Origin of the sequence: Sediminibacillus albus, assembly GCF_900101125.1 — a bacterium.
Taxonomy (GTDB): Bacteria; Bacillota; Bacilli; order Bacillales; family Amphibacillaceae; genus Sediminibacillus; species Sediminibacillus albus.
Genome location: NZ_FNFL01000005.1, coordinates 208,301 through 222,382, shown reverse-complemented (window position 1 = coordinate 222,382; position 14,082 = coordinate 208,301). Strand labels below are relative to the sequence as shown.

12 protein-coding genes, 2 tRNA genes and 2 rRNA genes are annotated in these 14,082 nt (G+C 43.3%); 13 read left to right on the top strand and 3 right to left on the bottom strand.

All coding sequences use genetic code 11. The features are described 5' to 3' along the window. The 9 genes from BLR93_RS14085 to tsaD all read left to right on the top strand — a co-directional run. Positions 1–356 (top strand): 23S ribosomal RNA (locus BLR93_RS14085); the annotation flags it as partial. Positions 357–502: 146 nt separating this feature from the next. Next, positions 503–618 (top strand): 5S ribosomal RNA (gene rrf, locus BLR93_RS14080). 73 nt (positions 619–691) lie between these two features. Continuing rightward, positions 692–768 (top strand) — tRNA-Met (locus tag BLR93_RS14075). Between the two features lie 182 nt (positions 769–950). Then, positions 951–1,027, top strand: a tRNA-Asp gene (locus BLR93_RS14070). A 209-nt stretch (positions 1,028–1,236) separates the two neighbouring features. After that, positions 1,237–2,214, top strand: a complete 978-nt coding sequence (thiL, locus tag BLR93_RS14065) for a thiamine-phosphate kinase (RefSeq protein WP_093215816.1) — start codon at positions 1,237–1,239, stop codon at positions 2,212–2,214. 8 nt (positions 2,215–2,222) lie between these two features. Next, a complete protein-coding gene (tsaE, locus tag BLR93_RS14060) occupies positions 2,223–2,678 on the top strand; it encodes a tRNA (adenosine(37)-N6)-threonylcarbamoyltransferase complex ATPase subunit type 1 TsaE (RefSeq protein WP_093215814.1) in 456 nt (151 codons plus the stop codon). Further along, positions 2,675–3,373: a tRNA (adenosine(37)-N6)-threonylcarbamoyltransferase complex dimerization subunit type 1 TsaB gene (tsaB, locus tag BLR93_RS14055; protein WP_093215811.1), complete on the top strand. Its 699-nt coding sequence runs from the start codon at positions 2,675–2,677 to the stop codon at positions 3,371–3,373. Before tsaE ends, tsaB begins: the two co-directional genes overlap by 4 nt. Then, positions 3,374–3,820 (top strand): ribosomal protein S18-alanine N-acetyltransferase, encoded by a 447-nt coding sequence (gene rimI / locus BLR93_RS14050; protein WP_093215809.1) that lies wholly within the window; start codon positions 3,374–3,376, stop codon positions 3,818–3,820. It begins immediately after the preceding gene. Beyond that, positions 3,817–4,863, top strand: coding sequence for a tRNA (adenosine(37)-N6)-threonylcarbamoyltransferase complex transferase subunit TsaD (tsaD, locus tag BLR93_RS14045; protein WP_093215806.1), 1,047 nt, complete (start codon positions 3,817–3,819; stop codon positions 4,861–4,863). The genes rimI and tsaD overlap by 4 nt, the downstream gene beginning before the upstream one ends. An 854-nt stretch (positions 4,864–5,717) precedes the next feature. On the opposite strand, the gene BLR93_RS14040 is transcribed toward tsaD, so the two are convergent. Further along, entirely contained in the window at positions 5,718–7,646 is a 1,929-nt protein-coding gene (locus BLR93_RS14040; protein ID WP_093215804.1) for an ABC-F family ATP-binding cassette domain-containing protein, read from the bottom strand. Between the two features lie 296 nt (positions 7,647–7,942). Here BLR93_RS14040 and BLR93_RS14035 point away from each other — a divergent pair, with 296 nt between their 5' ends. Together BLR93_RS14035 and BLR93_RS14030 are read left to right on the top strand one after the other, a co-directional pair. Then, a complete protein-coding gene (locus tag BLR93_RS14035; protein ID WP_093215801.1) occupies positions 7,943–8,587 on the top strand; it encodes a redox-sensing transcriptional repressor Rex in 645 nt (214 codons plus the stop codon). Positions 8,588–8,677: 90 nt separating this feature from the next. Beyond that, positions 8,678–10,084: an MDR family MFS transporter gene (locus BLR93_RS14030; protein WP_093215798.1), complete on the top strand. Its 1,407-nt coding sequence runs from the start codon at positions 8,678–8,680 to the stop codon at positions 10,082–10,084. Positions 10,085–10,740: 656 nt separating this feature from the next. On the opposite strand, the gene BLR93_RS14025 is transcribed toward BLR93_RS14030, so the two are convergent. After that, positions 10,741–10,944 (bottom strand): YdiK family protein, encoded by a 204-nt coding sequence (locus tag BLR93_RS14025; RefSeq protein WP_093215796.1) that lies wholly within the window; start codon positions 10,942–10,944, stop codon positions 10,741–10,743. A gap of 7 nt (positions 10,945–10,951) precedes the next feature. Further along, entirely contained in the window at positions 10,952–11,662 is a 711-nt protein-coding gene (locus BLR93_RS14020; RefSeq protein ID WP_093215793.1) for a CPBP family intramembrane glutamic endopeptidase, read from the bottom strand. 304 nt (positions 11,663–11,966) lie between these two features. On the opposite strand from BLR93_RS14020, the gene groES reads away from it, so the two are divergent. Continuing rightward, positions 11,967–12,251 (top strand): co-chaperone GroES, encoded by a 285-nt coding sequence (groES, locus tag BLR93_RS14015; RefSeq protein WP_093215792.1) that lies wholly within the window; start codon positions 11,967–11,969, stop codon positions 12,249–12,251. Positions 12,252–12,310: 59 nt separating this feature from the next. Continuing rightward, on the top strand, positions 12,311–13,951 hold the full coding sequence (gene groL / locus BLR93_RS14010) for a chaperonin GroEL (protein ID WP_093215789.1): 1,641 nt from the start codon (positions 12,311–12,313) through the stop codon (positions 13,949–13,951). Positions 13,952–14,082 lie beyond the last annotated feature (131 nt).

Here is a 14,082-nt window from a genome sequence, read left to right as displayed (position 1 = left end):
GTTGGGCTGTTCGCCCATTAAAGCGGTACGCGAGCTGGGTTCAGAACGTCGTGAGACAGTTCGGTCCCTATCCGTCGTGGGCGTTGGAAGTTTGAGAGGAGCTGTCCTTAGTACGAGAGGACCGGGATGGACACACCGCTGGTGTACCAGTTGTTCCGCCAGGAGCATGGCTGGGTAGCTACGTGTGGAAGGGATAAGTGCTGAAAGCATCTAAGCATGAAGCCCCCCTCTAGATGAGACTTCCCATCATTTTAAATGAGTAAGATCCCTCAGAGACGATGAGGTTGATAGGTCCGAGGTGGAAGCGTGGTGACACGTGCAGCTGACGGATACTAATCGATCGAGGACTTAACTTAAAACAAAGCAATAACTCGTGTTCGTTGATGTCTTTCCTTCTTATCTAGTTTTGAAGGTGCAAGTAAAATAAGTTCATTTTTAAAAAAGCTTGCTTTTTTAATGAAATGTAACTATAATATACTTTGTCCTTAAAAAATAAACATTGTCTGGTGGCAATAGCGAAGAGGTCACACCTGTTCCCATGCCGAACACAGCAGTTAAGCTCTTCAGCGCCCATGGTAGTTGGGGCTTTGCCCCTGCGAGAGTAGGACGCCGCCAGGCTTTAACAAATTATTTTGTTTAGAACAATACAGTCTTATTTCGTGAATAGCAGTTTATACGTTATTTACATTATCGCGGGGTGGAGCAGTCTGGTAGCTCGTCGGGCTCATAACCCGAAGGTCGCAGGTTCAAATCCTGCCCCCGCAACCAAAATATTTCACTCACTTCTTCGAAATACATCTTAGCTAGTGAAAAGTAGTAGTACTTTAGTGCAACCAATTAATTTTCTAACTACGTTGGTTTTAACTTCTATGCTAGAAAATGATCGTAGTGCTCGAAGAGTGCAACCAAAATATTTCACTTACTTTGTTAATAAGATACATATTTGTTTTGGTCCGGTAGTTCAGTTGGTTAGAATGCCTGCCTGTCACGCAGGAGGTCGCGGGTTCGAGTCCCGTCCGGACCGCCACTTACATATATAAATAGTAAATAATATGCCCTTAGGAGAAATCCTAAGGCTTTCTTTATGTTATTAATATTAAAAATAAGGCTGCCTTAGGAAGTTGGGCACTATAGGAAATGTTAGACTTCCCTGTAGATGTAGACCGTTGCTTTTTCTTTTTAAACTGTAGTTTGCTATGATGGAATTAACATTTATAATTTAGTGAGGAAAATAATATGGATGAATTCGCTTTTATTCGCTCGATTGCACCTAAACATCATCAACAATCCAGCTTGATAAAAGGAATTGGAGATGACGCAGCTATATTTAGACAGCCATATCAGGATATTGTAACGGCAGTAGATACTTTTGTGGAAGGTATTCATTTTAGTAAACAGACAATGGAACCACACCACGTGGGCTACAGAGTATTAGCTGCTAATATAAGTGATATTGCTGCCATGGGAGCAGTCCCGGCGTTTTATTTAATTTCTATTGTGATACCTGACAGTTGGACAAAGGCAGAGCTATCAGAGATATACAAAGGAATGCAAATGCTTGCCTCTCAGTATCAAATGGATTTAATTGGCGGAGATACGGTGTCTGGGAAAGAATTAACTATCTCTGTAACAATAATAGGCTATGTAGAACATAATAAAGTACGTTACAGAAACAATGCCAGGGAAAACGACCTCGTGTTTGTCACAGGCACATTAGGGGATTCCTCGGCAGGTTTATATTTGCTCACAAGTCAGGGGCATTCTTTAAGTGACTGTACTAGGGATTACTTTATCGAAAGACATCGCCTGCCATCGCCAAGGGTGGATTTTTCGAGAGAGATGCTGCCACTTAGCCGTGTTGCCTTAAATGATATCAGCGACGGGATAGCGAATGAAGCAGCTGAAATTGCTGAAGCATCTCGTGTAACCATCCATTTGGATTATAATTCCCTTCCTGTTCATCCACAATTAAAACAGTTTACGGCTGAACAGCAAAGAAAGTGGAAGCTCTTTGGCGGGGAGGACTTTGAAATTCTCGGCACTGCAGCAGAAAGTGATTGGCCAGCTATACGAGCGGCCGCAGAAAAAGCACAAATAAAAGTGACCCGCATCGGATATGTGACTCATCAACCGCACAATACTGGCAAGGTAATCTTGCAGGAGGGAAATGAGCAATCGATTCTAGATAAATCAGGGTATACCCATTTGAAATAGGTGAGAAAATGGAAGAAATGACGATGATAACTCAGACAGAAACAGAGACAAAAAAACTAGCAGAAAAACTTGCTTTATTACTTAAACCTAACGATGTCGTGACATTAGAGGGAGATCTTGGGGCAGGAAAAACCACTTTCACTAAGGGACTTGGAGCTGGCTTGGGAGTTAGAAGGACGATCAATAGCCCGACATTTACCATCGTAAAAGAATACTCGGGAGAAATCCCGCTTTACCATATGGATGTTTACCGGTTGGAAGATAGTGACGAAGATATCGGATTTAACGAATATTTTAATGCAGGCGGTATCACTGTCATTGAATGGGCTCATTTTATTGCTGATTTCCTCCCTGAACAAAGGCTTGATATCGAAATCTGCTTAAATGAGCAACAGGAACGCGAGGTTACTTTTTATCCAAGAGGTAACCACTTTGAATTAATCTGTAAGGAGTTAGCCCGATGAATATACTTGCCATTGATACATCTAACCAGGTAATGGGAATAGCTATTTTAAAAGATGGCAACTTAGCTGGTGAATACACCACCAATGCCAAACGGAATCATTCTGTCCGGTTAATGCCAGCCATTAACCAGTTAATGAAGGAAACAGAGACAGAGCCAGAGGAATTAAATAGGATTGTAGTAGCCAAAGGTCCAGGCTCCTATACAGGGGTCAGGATTGGATTAACGACCGCGAAAACGATGGGATGGGCATTAAATATTCCAGTAGTCGGCATATCCAGCTTAGCAGCGTTAGCACTGCAAGCAAAGTTTGCTTCAGCGGTTATATGCCCATTTTTTGATGCACGCCGGGGGCTTGTCTATACCGGATTATATGAACAGCATGTCAGCGGCGGACTGCAATTACTGGAAAATGAAGTGAACATCAAGTTTACTGATTGGCTGGATACATTAGCAAGCAAACAACAACAGGTTGTTTTTTTGAGCCCTGATATCGAACAACATTATCAAGTTATCGTGGAGCATATGAAGGATTTAGCAATCATTCCGGAAATGGCTTACCATTACCCACGGCCGTCATTGTTGGCGCTGGCAGGTGCAGAGCAGCAAAATGAGCCCATCCACGCTTTAACGCCTGAATACTTACGGCTGGTAGAAGCTGAAGCAAAATGGCTGGAACAGCAGGGGAATAATTAAATGTCTGATACAATAATAAGGCAAATGAGGGTAGAGGATATCGACCAGGTGATGCAAGTGGAAGCAGTAAGTTTTGGCACACCTTGGACGAGAGATATTTTTTTAAATGAACTGAATGAGAATCCATATGCCATTTATTTTGTAATGGAAAAAGCAGGGGTGGTTATCGGATACTGTGGTCTTTGGGTAATCATTGATGAAGCACAGATAACCAATATCGCCATTCTTCCGGAATATCGAGGCAGAAAGTTCGGCAAAGCGTTGTTCCACTTTGTCATGAACCAGGCGATAGCCCTTGGGGCCGGGCAGCTTTCCTTGGAAGTCAGGGTGTCCAACATACCTGCTCAAAATATGTACAAAAAATTCGGGCTGGTTCCAGGCGGTATTAGGAAAAATTATTACACGGATAATTATGAAGATGCTTTAGTAATGTGGGTGAAATTATGATAAACAATGAGGAATATATATTAGGCATAGAAACGAGCTGTGACGAAACCGCAGCTTCGATAGTGAAAAACGGAACAGAAATCGTTTCAAACGTCGTTGCTTCCCAAATTGAAAGCCATAAAAGGTTTGGCGGAGTCGTTCCGGAAGTTGCTTCAAGGCACCATGTTGAGCAGATCACTATGGTACTAGAAGAGACATTCGAGAAGGCTGGGATGACGGTAGAAGACATGGACGCAATTGCTGTAACGGAAGGCCCTGGATTGGTGGGAGCCCTTTTGGTAGGAGTAAATACAGCAAAAGCGCTTGCCTTTGCCAAAAGGAAGCCTTTAATCGGTGTTCATCATATAGCAGGGCATATATACGCTAATCGCTTAATTCAGGAATTCCAATTTCCGTTGCTCGCTTTAGTGGTTTCGGGCGGCCATACGGAATTAATTTTGATGCGCGAGCATGGATCGTTTGAAGTAATCGGCGAAACCCGAGACGATGCTGCGGGAGAAGCTTATGACAAGGTAGCGAGAACGTTAAAATTACCATATCCCGGGGGTCCGCAAATGGACCAGTTAGCAGCAGAAGGTGCTGCCAACATCAACTTTCCGCGGGCATGGCTGGAAGCGGGCTCTTACGATTTCAGCTTCAGCGGCTTGAAATCTTCCGTGCTAAACACGTTACACAATGCGGCCCAAAGAAATGAACAGCTAAAAAAAGAAGATATTGCTGCCAGCTTTCAAGCCAGTGTAGTCGAAGTATTGGCAGATAAAACGTACCGGGCTGCAAACGAGTTCGGTGTAAAACAAGTAATCGTTGCCGGCGGTGTGGCTGCCAATAAAGGGCTGCGGGCCGAATTGAACAGAAGATTTTCAAACGGTTCCCAAGACTTGCTGATTCCTCCGTTGGCGCTCTGCACCGATAATGCAGCGATGATTGCTGTAGCAGGAAGTATTGCCTTCCAACAAGGACATCGTGCTGGATGGGATCTAAACGCCAATCCGTCTTTGGATTTAGAATTGTATGGCAAAAGAGGGCAGATAAAACAGAAATGATAACGGAAAGGCAGATTGAACAAACGTTTGTTTAATCTGCCTTTTTAAATGGTCCAGAAGTTTAAAGTTATCAACAGCTTGATTCGTTTATTGTGGAAATAATACAATGGTTCCTTCTATAGCAAGCGTGGATATGTGAGTAACTGTTGTGGATAAGTCCGGTCACTTCTGTGGATAATGGGGATAATATAGTGGAAAACCGATAACAGCAATGTTAATTTGTGCATAAACCTGTGTATAAATGGCTGGGTAACAGTAGGTGGTTTCTTAATAGTATTGGATAAACAGCAGTACTGCGCTACGGAAATACACTACGCTTTCCGCGGGCGGCTGGTGAGCCTCCTCGAGCTTGCGCTCTGCGGGGTCTCACCGAGGCCTTTCCTCCCGCAGGAGTCTCCGTGGATTTCCTCCGCTGAAAGTCAGCGTACTATTTTTAGCGGTACTCAAATGCTTCTGGTTTACTTGAGCTCGGCGTCGTTACGCAAGGTAGTAAGAAGCCCTATCAGCTCAGGCAGAATACGTAGACATCAGTGGGAACAGCACGAGTCTGAAGACCTCGGAAGAAGCCGCTGTTGCTTCTGGGGAAGGAACGTTTGGCAGCGACTCCTCGCACGCAAAAATGGCTCCTTCAAGGAGGTTAAAACCGTGCCCACGGTGAGCGGAGTATTCTGTCGGCGTAAGTTTAAGCACCCAACCTTGTTAGAAGGAAGAAATAGAGTTGTCACTGGGTCCGCAGGTTATTTTAAACATTTGAAAAGAAAAAACGAACGAGTTCGAATCCTAAGGGTTTCGAATCATCGTTCGTTTTGTTGCTTTGGCCACTATCCTCTTGGTCTAACCTCTTCCGCTTCTAATTAATCATTATGAAGCTGTTCCCATTCTTCCATCAATTTTTCCAAGTGGTCATTATTTTTCTCATTTTCTTCGGTAAGTTCCAGGGACTTTTCGTGATCCTGGTAAATGTCCGGCTCACAAAGCAGATCTTCTATTTCCTCTATCCGGTTTTCCACCTTTTCTATTTCTTTCTCGATTTCACTAATCCTTCGTTCAATTTTGCGTTTTTCTTTTTTTAATTCCTTTTCCTGTTCAAAGCTGTTTTTAGTGTCGGCTGTTTGCTTTGCTTCCGTGCTTTCCTGCTCGTTTAATAACTGAAGCTCGTATTCTTCCTGTTTTTTGTCCAAGTAATAATCATAGTCGCCTAAATAAATCCTGCTTTCCTGGGGCTGCATCTCGACGATTTGGGTAGCCAGTTTATTGATAAAATAACGATCATGTGAGACGAACAGGATCGTTCCGGGAAAATCTATCAAGGCGGATTCTAATACCTCTTTGCTGTCCAAATCAAGATGGTTGGTTGGCTCATCAAGAATCAGCAGGTTAGCCTTTTCCATCATCAGCTTCGCTAGGGACAGCCTTGCCTTTTCGCCGCCGCTTAACGTTGATACTGTCTTTAGAACGTCATCCCCGGAAAATAAAAAGTTTCCAAGTATTGTTCTAATATCCTTTTCATTCGTCATCGGATACTCATCCCACAGCTCATTTAGCACTGTTTTATTCGAGTTCAGCCGGTTCTGTTCCTGGTCATAATAGCCAATTTGCACATTGGCCCCTAACTTAATCGTCCCCTTGCTTGACTTTAAGTCTCCGACGATTGTTTTCAGCAGGGTTGTCTTGCCGACTCCATTGGGGCCGACAAGGGCAATGCTTTCTCCTCGTGAAAGGTCGAAGGATAGATTGGAAAAGATATAATCCTCACTGTCCTCATACGTAAATGCCAGGTCATTGATTTTCAACACATCATTGCCGCTGCGGCGGTTTACTTCAAAAGAGAATTTTGCTGATGACTCATCCCCCTGTGGTTTATCGAGTTTGTCCATCTTCTCTAATTGCTTCCGGCGGCTTTGGGCTCGTTTCGTGGTAGAAGCGCGCACGATATTTTTTTGGACAAATTCTTCCATCTTCTTGATTTCGGTCTGTTGCTTCTCGAATTGCTTTAAATCCTGCTCGTAATTCTCGGCTTTTCTTTGCAAGTATTTGCTGTAATTGCCGTGGAATTTGGTAGAATGATTACGGGAAATTTCATAGACAGTTTGGACAGTTTTATCTAAGAAATAGCGATCATGGGAAACGATCACTACGGCTCCGCTGTAATTATTTAAGTAATTCTCCAGCCATGAGAGTGTTTCGATATCCAAGTGGTTGGTAGGTTCATCAAGGATCAGGATGTCTGGCTTGGAAAGCAGCAGTCTGCCTAAAGCGAGGCGTGTTTTTTGCCCGCCGCTTAACTCTGCGATCGATGTATCCCAATCAAAATTGCCGAAGTGGAGACCGTTTAACACGGCTTTAATGTCCGCCTCGTATTGATAGCCGCCTTCCATTTTAAAAGCTTGCTGCTTGGTATCGTAATCAGCTAACAATTTTTGGTAGGCCTCCGGCTGTTCAATTATTTCGGGGTCACCCATTTGCTGCTCCATTTGTCTAAGTTCTTTTTCTGTATCGACAAAATGCTGAAAGACGGAAAGCATTTCTTTCCAGATCGACTGTTCTGATTCCAACCCGGTATTTTGAGCTAAATAACCTAAAGTAGCCTCTTTAGGCTTATGGATTTCTCCTTCGTCATAAGGAAGAAGGCCTGCCATGATTTTCAGTAAGGTAGACTTACCGGCACCATTGCGGCCAACTACGGCAATTCTGTCATTGGTTTGTACTTCTAATTTTATATTAGATAAAATAAGCTCAGCGCCATATCTTTTTATAATATTGTTCACTTGGATCAAAATCATTATGTTCACCTCAATAGGTTAAGTGTATCTCAATCCTCTTTCGGGTGGCAAGCATGATAGCAGCTGTACAGGGATAAGCCGGCGCAATCTTAAAGAATGTGAATAAAATCACGACTTCTAAGCAAATGTTTGGTAAACTGAAGTAGTTAATAATTGCTAATGAAAATTCCAGTTCAGTTTTCCTGAAAACAGGTCTACTCATGCCGTGCAAGGCGGTAGATACCGGGTATTTGTAAAAATCCGGCGGAAAAAATGGGAACGATAACAGAGAAGGTTAACCGTAAGGAGGAATTGTTTTGAGTACTGACCAGCATAAAATACCACAAGCGACGGCTAAACGCTTGCCATTATACTATCGTTTTATCAATAATTTACATCACCAGGGGAAGCTCCGTGTTTCTTCTAAAGAGTTGAGTGAAGCAGTCAAAGTGGACTCTGCCACGATTCGGAGAGATTTTTCTTACTTTGGCGCTCTCGGGAAGAAAGGCTATGGATACAATGTCGAATACCTGCTAAGCTTCTTCCGAAAAACACTGGACCAGGACGAATTGACGAAAGTAGCGCTGATTGGCGTAGGAAACTTAGGAACGGCTTTTTTACATTATAATTTTATGAAAAACAACAATACAAAAATTGAAATGGCTTTCGATGCAGATAAAGGAAAAGTCGGTGAAGAAGTCGGCGGTGTATCTGTGTACCATATCGATCAATTAGAAGATATGCTGAAGAATACAGATGTTGCCATATTGACCGTTCCTTCTTCAGAAGCCCAAAACATTACCGAACGGCTTGTCGAAGCTGGCGTATCAGGAATTCTCAACTTTACTCCGGCAAGAATTACGGTTCCTGATCATGTCCGTGTCCACCATATTGATTTATCCGTAGAATTACAGTCTTTAGTGTATTTCCTCAAGCACTATCCATTGGATGAAGAAGAGTAAAATAAGCCGAATAATTAACGAGGCACAAGGGTATCGTATAAAGTCTTTTGCTTTTATCGATGAAGGCTTGCAAAGTTTGGAGGAGGTATGATGAAAAAAATAGACTCCAAATGGTTAGTGGTTGTCTCTGTCTTGTTCGGAACGTTCACTGTTATTTTAAACAATAGCATGCTGAATCCGACGCTGCCCCATTTTATTGAATTTTTTGATGCCAATGCGGTATCAGTCGGCTGGATACTGACGATTTTCATGGTTTCCATGGGGATGACCATGCCGTTGACCGGCTATTTAGGCGATCGATTCGGCAAGAAAAAAATATACTTAGTTGGTTTGGCGGTCTTTTTAATTGGATCGCTGGCAGGAGCTCTTTCACAGACACTCGGTATGATCATTATCTCACGGGCGGTGCAAGGAATGGCCGGCGGGCTGATGATGCCAATAGCGATGGCGTTAATTTTTCAAGCGTTTCCAAAAGAGGAACGCGGCTTGGCAGTCGGAGTTTACGGGGTTGCAGCAATGGTCGCTCCGGCCATCGGCCCGACTATTGGTGGAGTGATTATTGAATTTTTGCCCTGGAACTTTCTGTTCCTATTTAATATTCCGTTTGGTTTAACAGGGCTGATTATTTCAGGTAAGTATCTGCTTTCGACAGAGCCAAACCGTGAACGAAAGTTCGACCTTACTGGTTTTATCCTGGTCACTTTTGGAGTTGGGGCTATATTATTTGCCTTAGGCAGAGGTTCGACATGGGAGCTGTTGACGGAGCCATTGAGCGTCATGTTGATGGCAGGCGGGTTACTGACTGTAGCAGCATTCGTCTTTTATGAACAACGGCAAACCCAGCCGCTGCTTGATCTAAGCGTTTTTAAGGTGCCGACATATTCTGTATCTATCGTAGTAACGGCCGCCGCATCAATCGGCCTGTTTTCGGGAATATTTTTATTGCCGCTGCTTATCCAAAATGTTTACGGACTTAGTGAAATTCAGACAGGATTGTTATTTTTGCCGGCTGCCCTGTGCAGTGGGTTGTTTATGACATTAGGCGGAAAGCTGCTCGATAAAAAAGGCCCGCGTTATGTCGTGCCGCCCGGATTGCTGTTATTAGCTGTATCGACTTTTGCATTAGGAAACCTGAAGCTATCTACGCCGTTTTGGTTGATCTTGCTGCTTAATACGGTGCGGGGTGCAGGGCTGGGTATGTCGAATATGCCGGCAACGACGGCAGGGATGAACGCTATTCCGGAAAAATTAGTTGCCCAGGGCTCGGCAATGAATAATGTGCTCCGCCAGATTTTTTCCGCCTTTGGTATTGTGTTTTTTTCGATTTATTATGAAGTGAGGCGCGCCCAGTTAAGCACAACTGCCAACTTAGCTGCCAACGAAGCAGCCTTGCAAACAATAAATGAAGCATTTATCATCTCTTCCATCGTCATGGTAATCGTAGTCCCGGCTGCTTTTGTATTAAAAGGACAGCACAAAAAAACAGCTGACAATTAGGGAGGCCACTGAAAAAGTCTTTTTTAATCTAAAGGGGCTGTCAACGTTTGTTGTTGATTCCGCGAATCGCTTGTCGGTGGATGCTTGCCGCGGGCGCGGCCTCAGCTAACTTAGTCAAGAAGGTCACTTGACCAAGTGGATCTTCGGCTCGCGCTGTTTCCGCAGGCGTCACCACCGATTGCTCCTCATGGAATCAACAGAGGTCCAAAGGAGTGATTTTCATTGATTTATAAAAGAAAATCACTCTTTTTTTTGTACCATGAAAGGAATAAATAAAAGTGAGGGATTTGATGCTAGAATCGCTTGTCGGTGGATGCTTGCCGCGGGCACGGCCTCAGCTAACTTGGTCAAGAAGGTCACTTGACCAAGTGGATCCTCGGCTCGCGCTGTTTCTGCAGGCGTCACCACCGATTGCTCAGCGCGGAATCAATAGAGGCCAATTTAAAAAGAGTAATTTTCACGGCAAACGTGAAACGAATGGTTAAACTTCCGGAGAAATAGAAGGCATAAACCTCGTGAAAATTAGACGAAAAGCGGTCTGTATGGAAATCAAATTCCACACAGACCGCTTTTCTTAAATTCTACCTATCCTATATACTTCCGTTTTTCAGTGGCCACACAATTGGGTCCGCTGTTTTTTTTGTGGAGTTGCCATCCTATTTGGTTTTCTTTGATTTTTTAATTTTCACGTATAAGCTTACTAATCGGAAAGAAACGACAAAGTCCAGCGTGGCAAAAATAGCCAGCAGGATAGTGATGAAATTCCAAATGGTATCTTCTGCTGATTGTGCTGCTATATAAGTGAATACGACTCCCATCCCAAAATACAAGGAAGCCATAAACAACGGGGATGTTCTCATAGATTAATTAGCCTCCAATAAAAATCATTTGAATACTTTCCCATTGTTTTAACATTCTCTCAAGCTCTTCGGGATCAATACTAAACTGGGCAATGACCGTAATTGTATTCATCGCCATATGGGCGACAATCGGAACAATGATCCGGTTGGTGTGGACATAAAGAAAGGCAAACACCAGTCCCATAGCAGTATAAGTAATTATATGGGTGACATCCATATGGACAAGCCCAAAAATAATTGAGGAAGCTAACGCAGCAATGAAAAAGTTTGTTCGTTTGTAAAAACTGCCGAAAATAATTTTCCGGAAGATGATTTCTTCTAAAATCGGTGCAATGATCGCCGGAATGATAATGAAAATCGGTGCAGCCCTGGCAATCTCCATGATTTGCATGGTATTTTCCGAACCAGGCTTAATTCCAAGCACGAATGTTTCAATAATCACAGCGGCATACTGAGCCATGTAAGCCATGAATACACCGATAAAGCACCACAGCACCACACTCCCTGCCCCAGCGGCATTTCGTTCGCTGCCCTGCTTCATATCCGGCTTCAATAAAAACAGAATAATGATTAAAGCAGCTGCAAAACTGAAAATGCTCCAGCTGACGCTGAATGTGAACCTATCTATATTTAGCATGTCGATCAACGGGACTAATAAAGCTCCGGAAATTTGCATGATCAGATAAGTCATGATGATATACCAATATCTTTTTGGCAACTGCAACTACTCCTTCAAAACAGATTTACTTTACTATCTCATTGTACGTATTTTAACATAAAAATAGAATAGTTATGTAATAGGAAGGGTTGAGCAAGCCAATCCACGGCCAGATTTCCGTTCGGCTGCCGTAAAAAACACTGCCCTTGCTTCAGCTCGAAGGAATAAAAATTTGTCGAAAGAATTATAATTACTTTACTTGCAAATTTAATATGAATTGATTATTATAATAATTGCGTTAGCACTCATTGTTACCGAGTGCTAATAATAAACCAATCAATAACGGTTAAGGAGGGTTTCACACATGTTAAAGCCACTAGGTGATCGTGTCATTATTGAACTTGTAGAGCAAGAAGAAAAAACAGCAAGCGGTATTGTGCTTCCTGATTCTGCAAAGGAAAAACCGCAGGAAGGGAAAATTGTTGCAGTAGGTTCAGGCCGTGTCACAGACAATGGAGAAAAAGTTGCCCCAGAGGTAGCTGAAGGAAACCTGATCATTTTCTCAAAATTTGCAGGAACAGAAGTCAAATACGAAGGCAAAGAATACTTAATTCTTCGTGAAAGCGACATTTTAGCTGTCATCGGCTAACAAGCGAAGAAAAAACCATAAATAACATAATTTTTTAAAGTTCAAGGAGGGCAATATAAATGGCTAAAGAAATTAAATTTAGTGAAGAAGCTCGCCGTGCAATGCTGCGTGGAGTGGATACGTTGGCAGATGCGGTAAAAGTAACTTTAGGGCCTAAAGGCCGTAACGTCGTATTGGATAAGAAATTCGGTTCTCCATTGATTACAAATGATGGTGTAACGATTGCGAAAGAAATCGAATTAGAAGACCATTTCGAAAACATGGGTGCACAGCTAGTATCAGAAGTTGCATCAAAAACAAACGACGTTGCTGGTGATGGTACAACAACAGCAACTGTATTAGCTCAAGCAATGATCCGTGAAGGCTTGAAAAACGTTGCATCCGGCGCTAATCCTGTCGGCGTTCGCCGTGGTATCGAAAAAGCGGTAGAAGTAGCCACAGAAGAGCTTAGAAAGATTTCTAAGCCAATCGAAGGCAAAGACTCGATTTCACAGGTAGCAGCTATCTCTTCCGGCGATGACGAAGTAGGTAAACTAATCGCTGAAGCGATGGAACGCGTTGGTAACGATGGTGTTATCACTATTGAAGAATCCAAAGGCTTCAACACAGAGCTTGAAGTAGTAGAAGGTATGCAATTCGACCGTGGATATGCATCTCCTTATATGGTAACAGACCAGGACAAAATGGAAGCTGTACTTGAAGATCCATACATCCTAATCACTGACAAAAAAATCGCCAACATCCAGGAAGTATTGCCAGTACTTGAGCAAGTAGTACAACAAGGCAAGCCGCTTCTTATGATTGCTGAAGATGTAGAAGGCGAAGCGCTAGCAACATTGGTTGTAAACAAACTTCGCGGCACATTCAACGCTGTAGCTGTTAAAGCCCCAGGATTCGGTGACCGCCGTAAAGCAATGCTTGAAGATATTGCAACCCTTACTGGTGCAGAAGTTGTAACAGAAGATCTTGGACTGGATCTGAAAAACACTAGCATCGAACAGCTGGGCCGCGCTTCCAAAGTTGTTGTAACCAAAGACAACACAACTATCGTTGAAGGAAGCGGAGATCCAGAAAGAATTTCTGCCCGCGTTGCTCAAATCCGGGCCCAGGTAGAAGAGTCTACTTCTGAATTCGATACAGAAAAACTACAAGAGCGTCTTGCTAAGCTTTCCGGCGGCGTAGCTGTCATCAAAGTAGGAGCCGCTACCGAAACTGAATTGAAAGAACGTAAGCTTCGTATCGAGGATGCCCTTAACTCTACTCGCGCTGCGGTAGAAGAAGGAATCGTATCCGGCGGTGGTACTGCGTTAGTCAATATCTTTAACTCAGTAAAAGGCTTATCGCTTGAAGGCGACGAAGAAACAGGTTCTAACATTGTACTTCGTGCACTGGAAGAGCCAGTTCGCCAAATCGCCCACAATGCCGGCCTTGAAGGCTCTATCATTGTAGAACGCCTAAAAGGCGAAAAAATCGGCGTAGGCTTCAACGCAGCATCCGGCGAGTGGGTCAACATGGTTGAATCCGGTATCGTCGACCCAACAAAAGTAACACGCTCCGCACTACAAAACGCAGCATCTGTTGCAGCAATGTTCCTAACAACAGAAGCTGTCGTAGCCGACAAGCCTGAAGAAAACGAAGGCGGCGCAGGCGGCGGCATGCCAGACATGGGTGGCATGGGCGGAATGGGCGGCATGATGTAATAAGCAACTTTCACTCTTTTGTTAGAGTGGAATAAGCTTATTCACCATTTATCCTTTCGCTAGCAAAATTCATTATAATAGAAAGAGAAAAGGTGCTTGCCAATTAATTGGTAAGCACCTTTTTATTGCAT

Excerpts from the sequence above, each read along its gene's own strand:
- BLR93_RS14030 (WP_093215798.1), top strand. The coding sequence starts at position 8,678 with ATGAAAAAAATAGACTCCAAATGGTTAGTGGTTGTCTCTGTCTTGTTC.
- rimI (WP_093215809.1), top strand. The coding sequence starts at position 3,374 with ATGTCTGATACAATAATAAGGCAAATGAGGGTAGAGGATATCGACCAG.
- tsaE (WP_093215814.1), top strand. The coding sequence starts at position 2,223 with ATGGAAGAAATGACGATGATAACTCAGACAGAAACAGAGACAAAAAAA.
- thiL (WP_093215816.1), top strand. The coding sequence starts at position 1,237 with ATGGATGAATTCGCTTTTATTCGCTCGATTGCACCTAAACATCATCAA.
- groES (WP_093215792.1), top strand. The coding sequence starts at position 11,967 with ATGTTAAAGCCACTAGGTGATCGTGTCATTATTGAACTTGTAGAGCAA.
- tsaD (WP_093215806.1), top strand. The coding sequence starts at position 3,817 with ATGATAAACAATGAGGAATATATATTAGGCATAGAAACGAGCTGTGAC.
- BLR93_RS14025 (WP_093215796.1), bottom strand. The coding sequence starts at position 10,944 with ATGAGAACATCCCCGTTGTTTATGGCTTCCTTGTATTTTGGGATGGGA.
- tsaB (WP_093215811.1), top strand. The coding sequence starts at position 2,675 with ATGAATATACTTGCCATTGATACATCTAACCAGGTAATGGGAATAGCT.
- BLR93_RS14040 (WP_093215804.1), bottom strand. The coding sequence starts at position 7,646 with ATGATTTTGATCCAAGTGAACAATATTATAAAAAGATATGGCGCTGAG.
- groL (WP_093215789.1), top strand. The coding sequence starts at position 12,311 with ATGGCTAAAGAAATTAAATTTAGTGAAGAAGCTCGCCGTGCAATGCTG.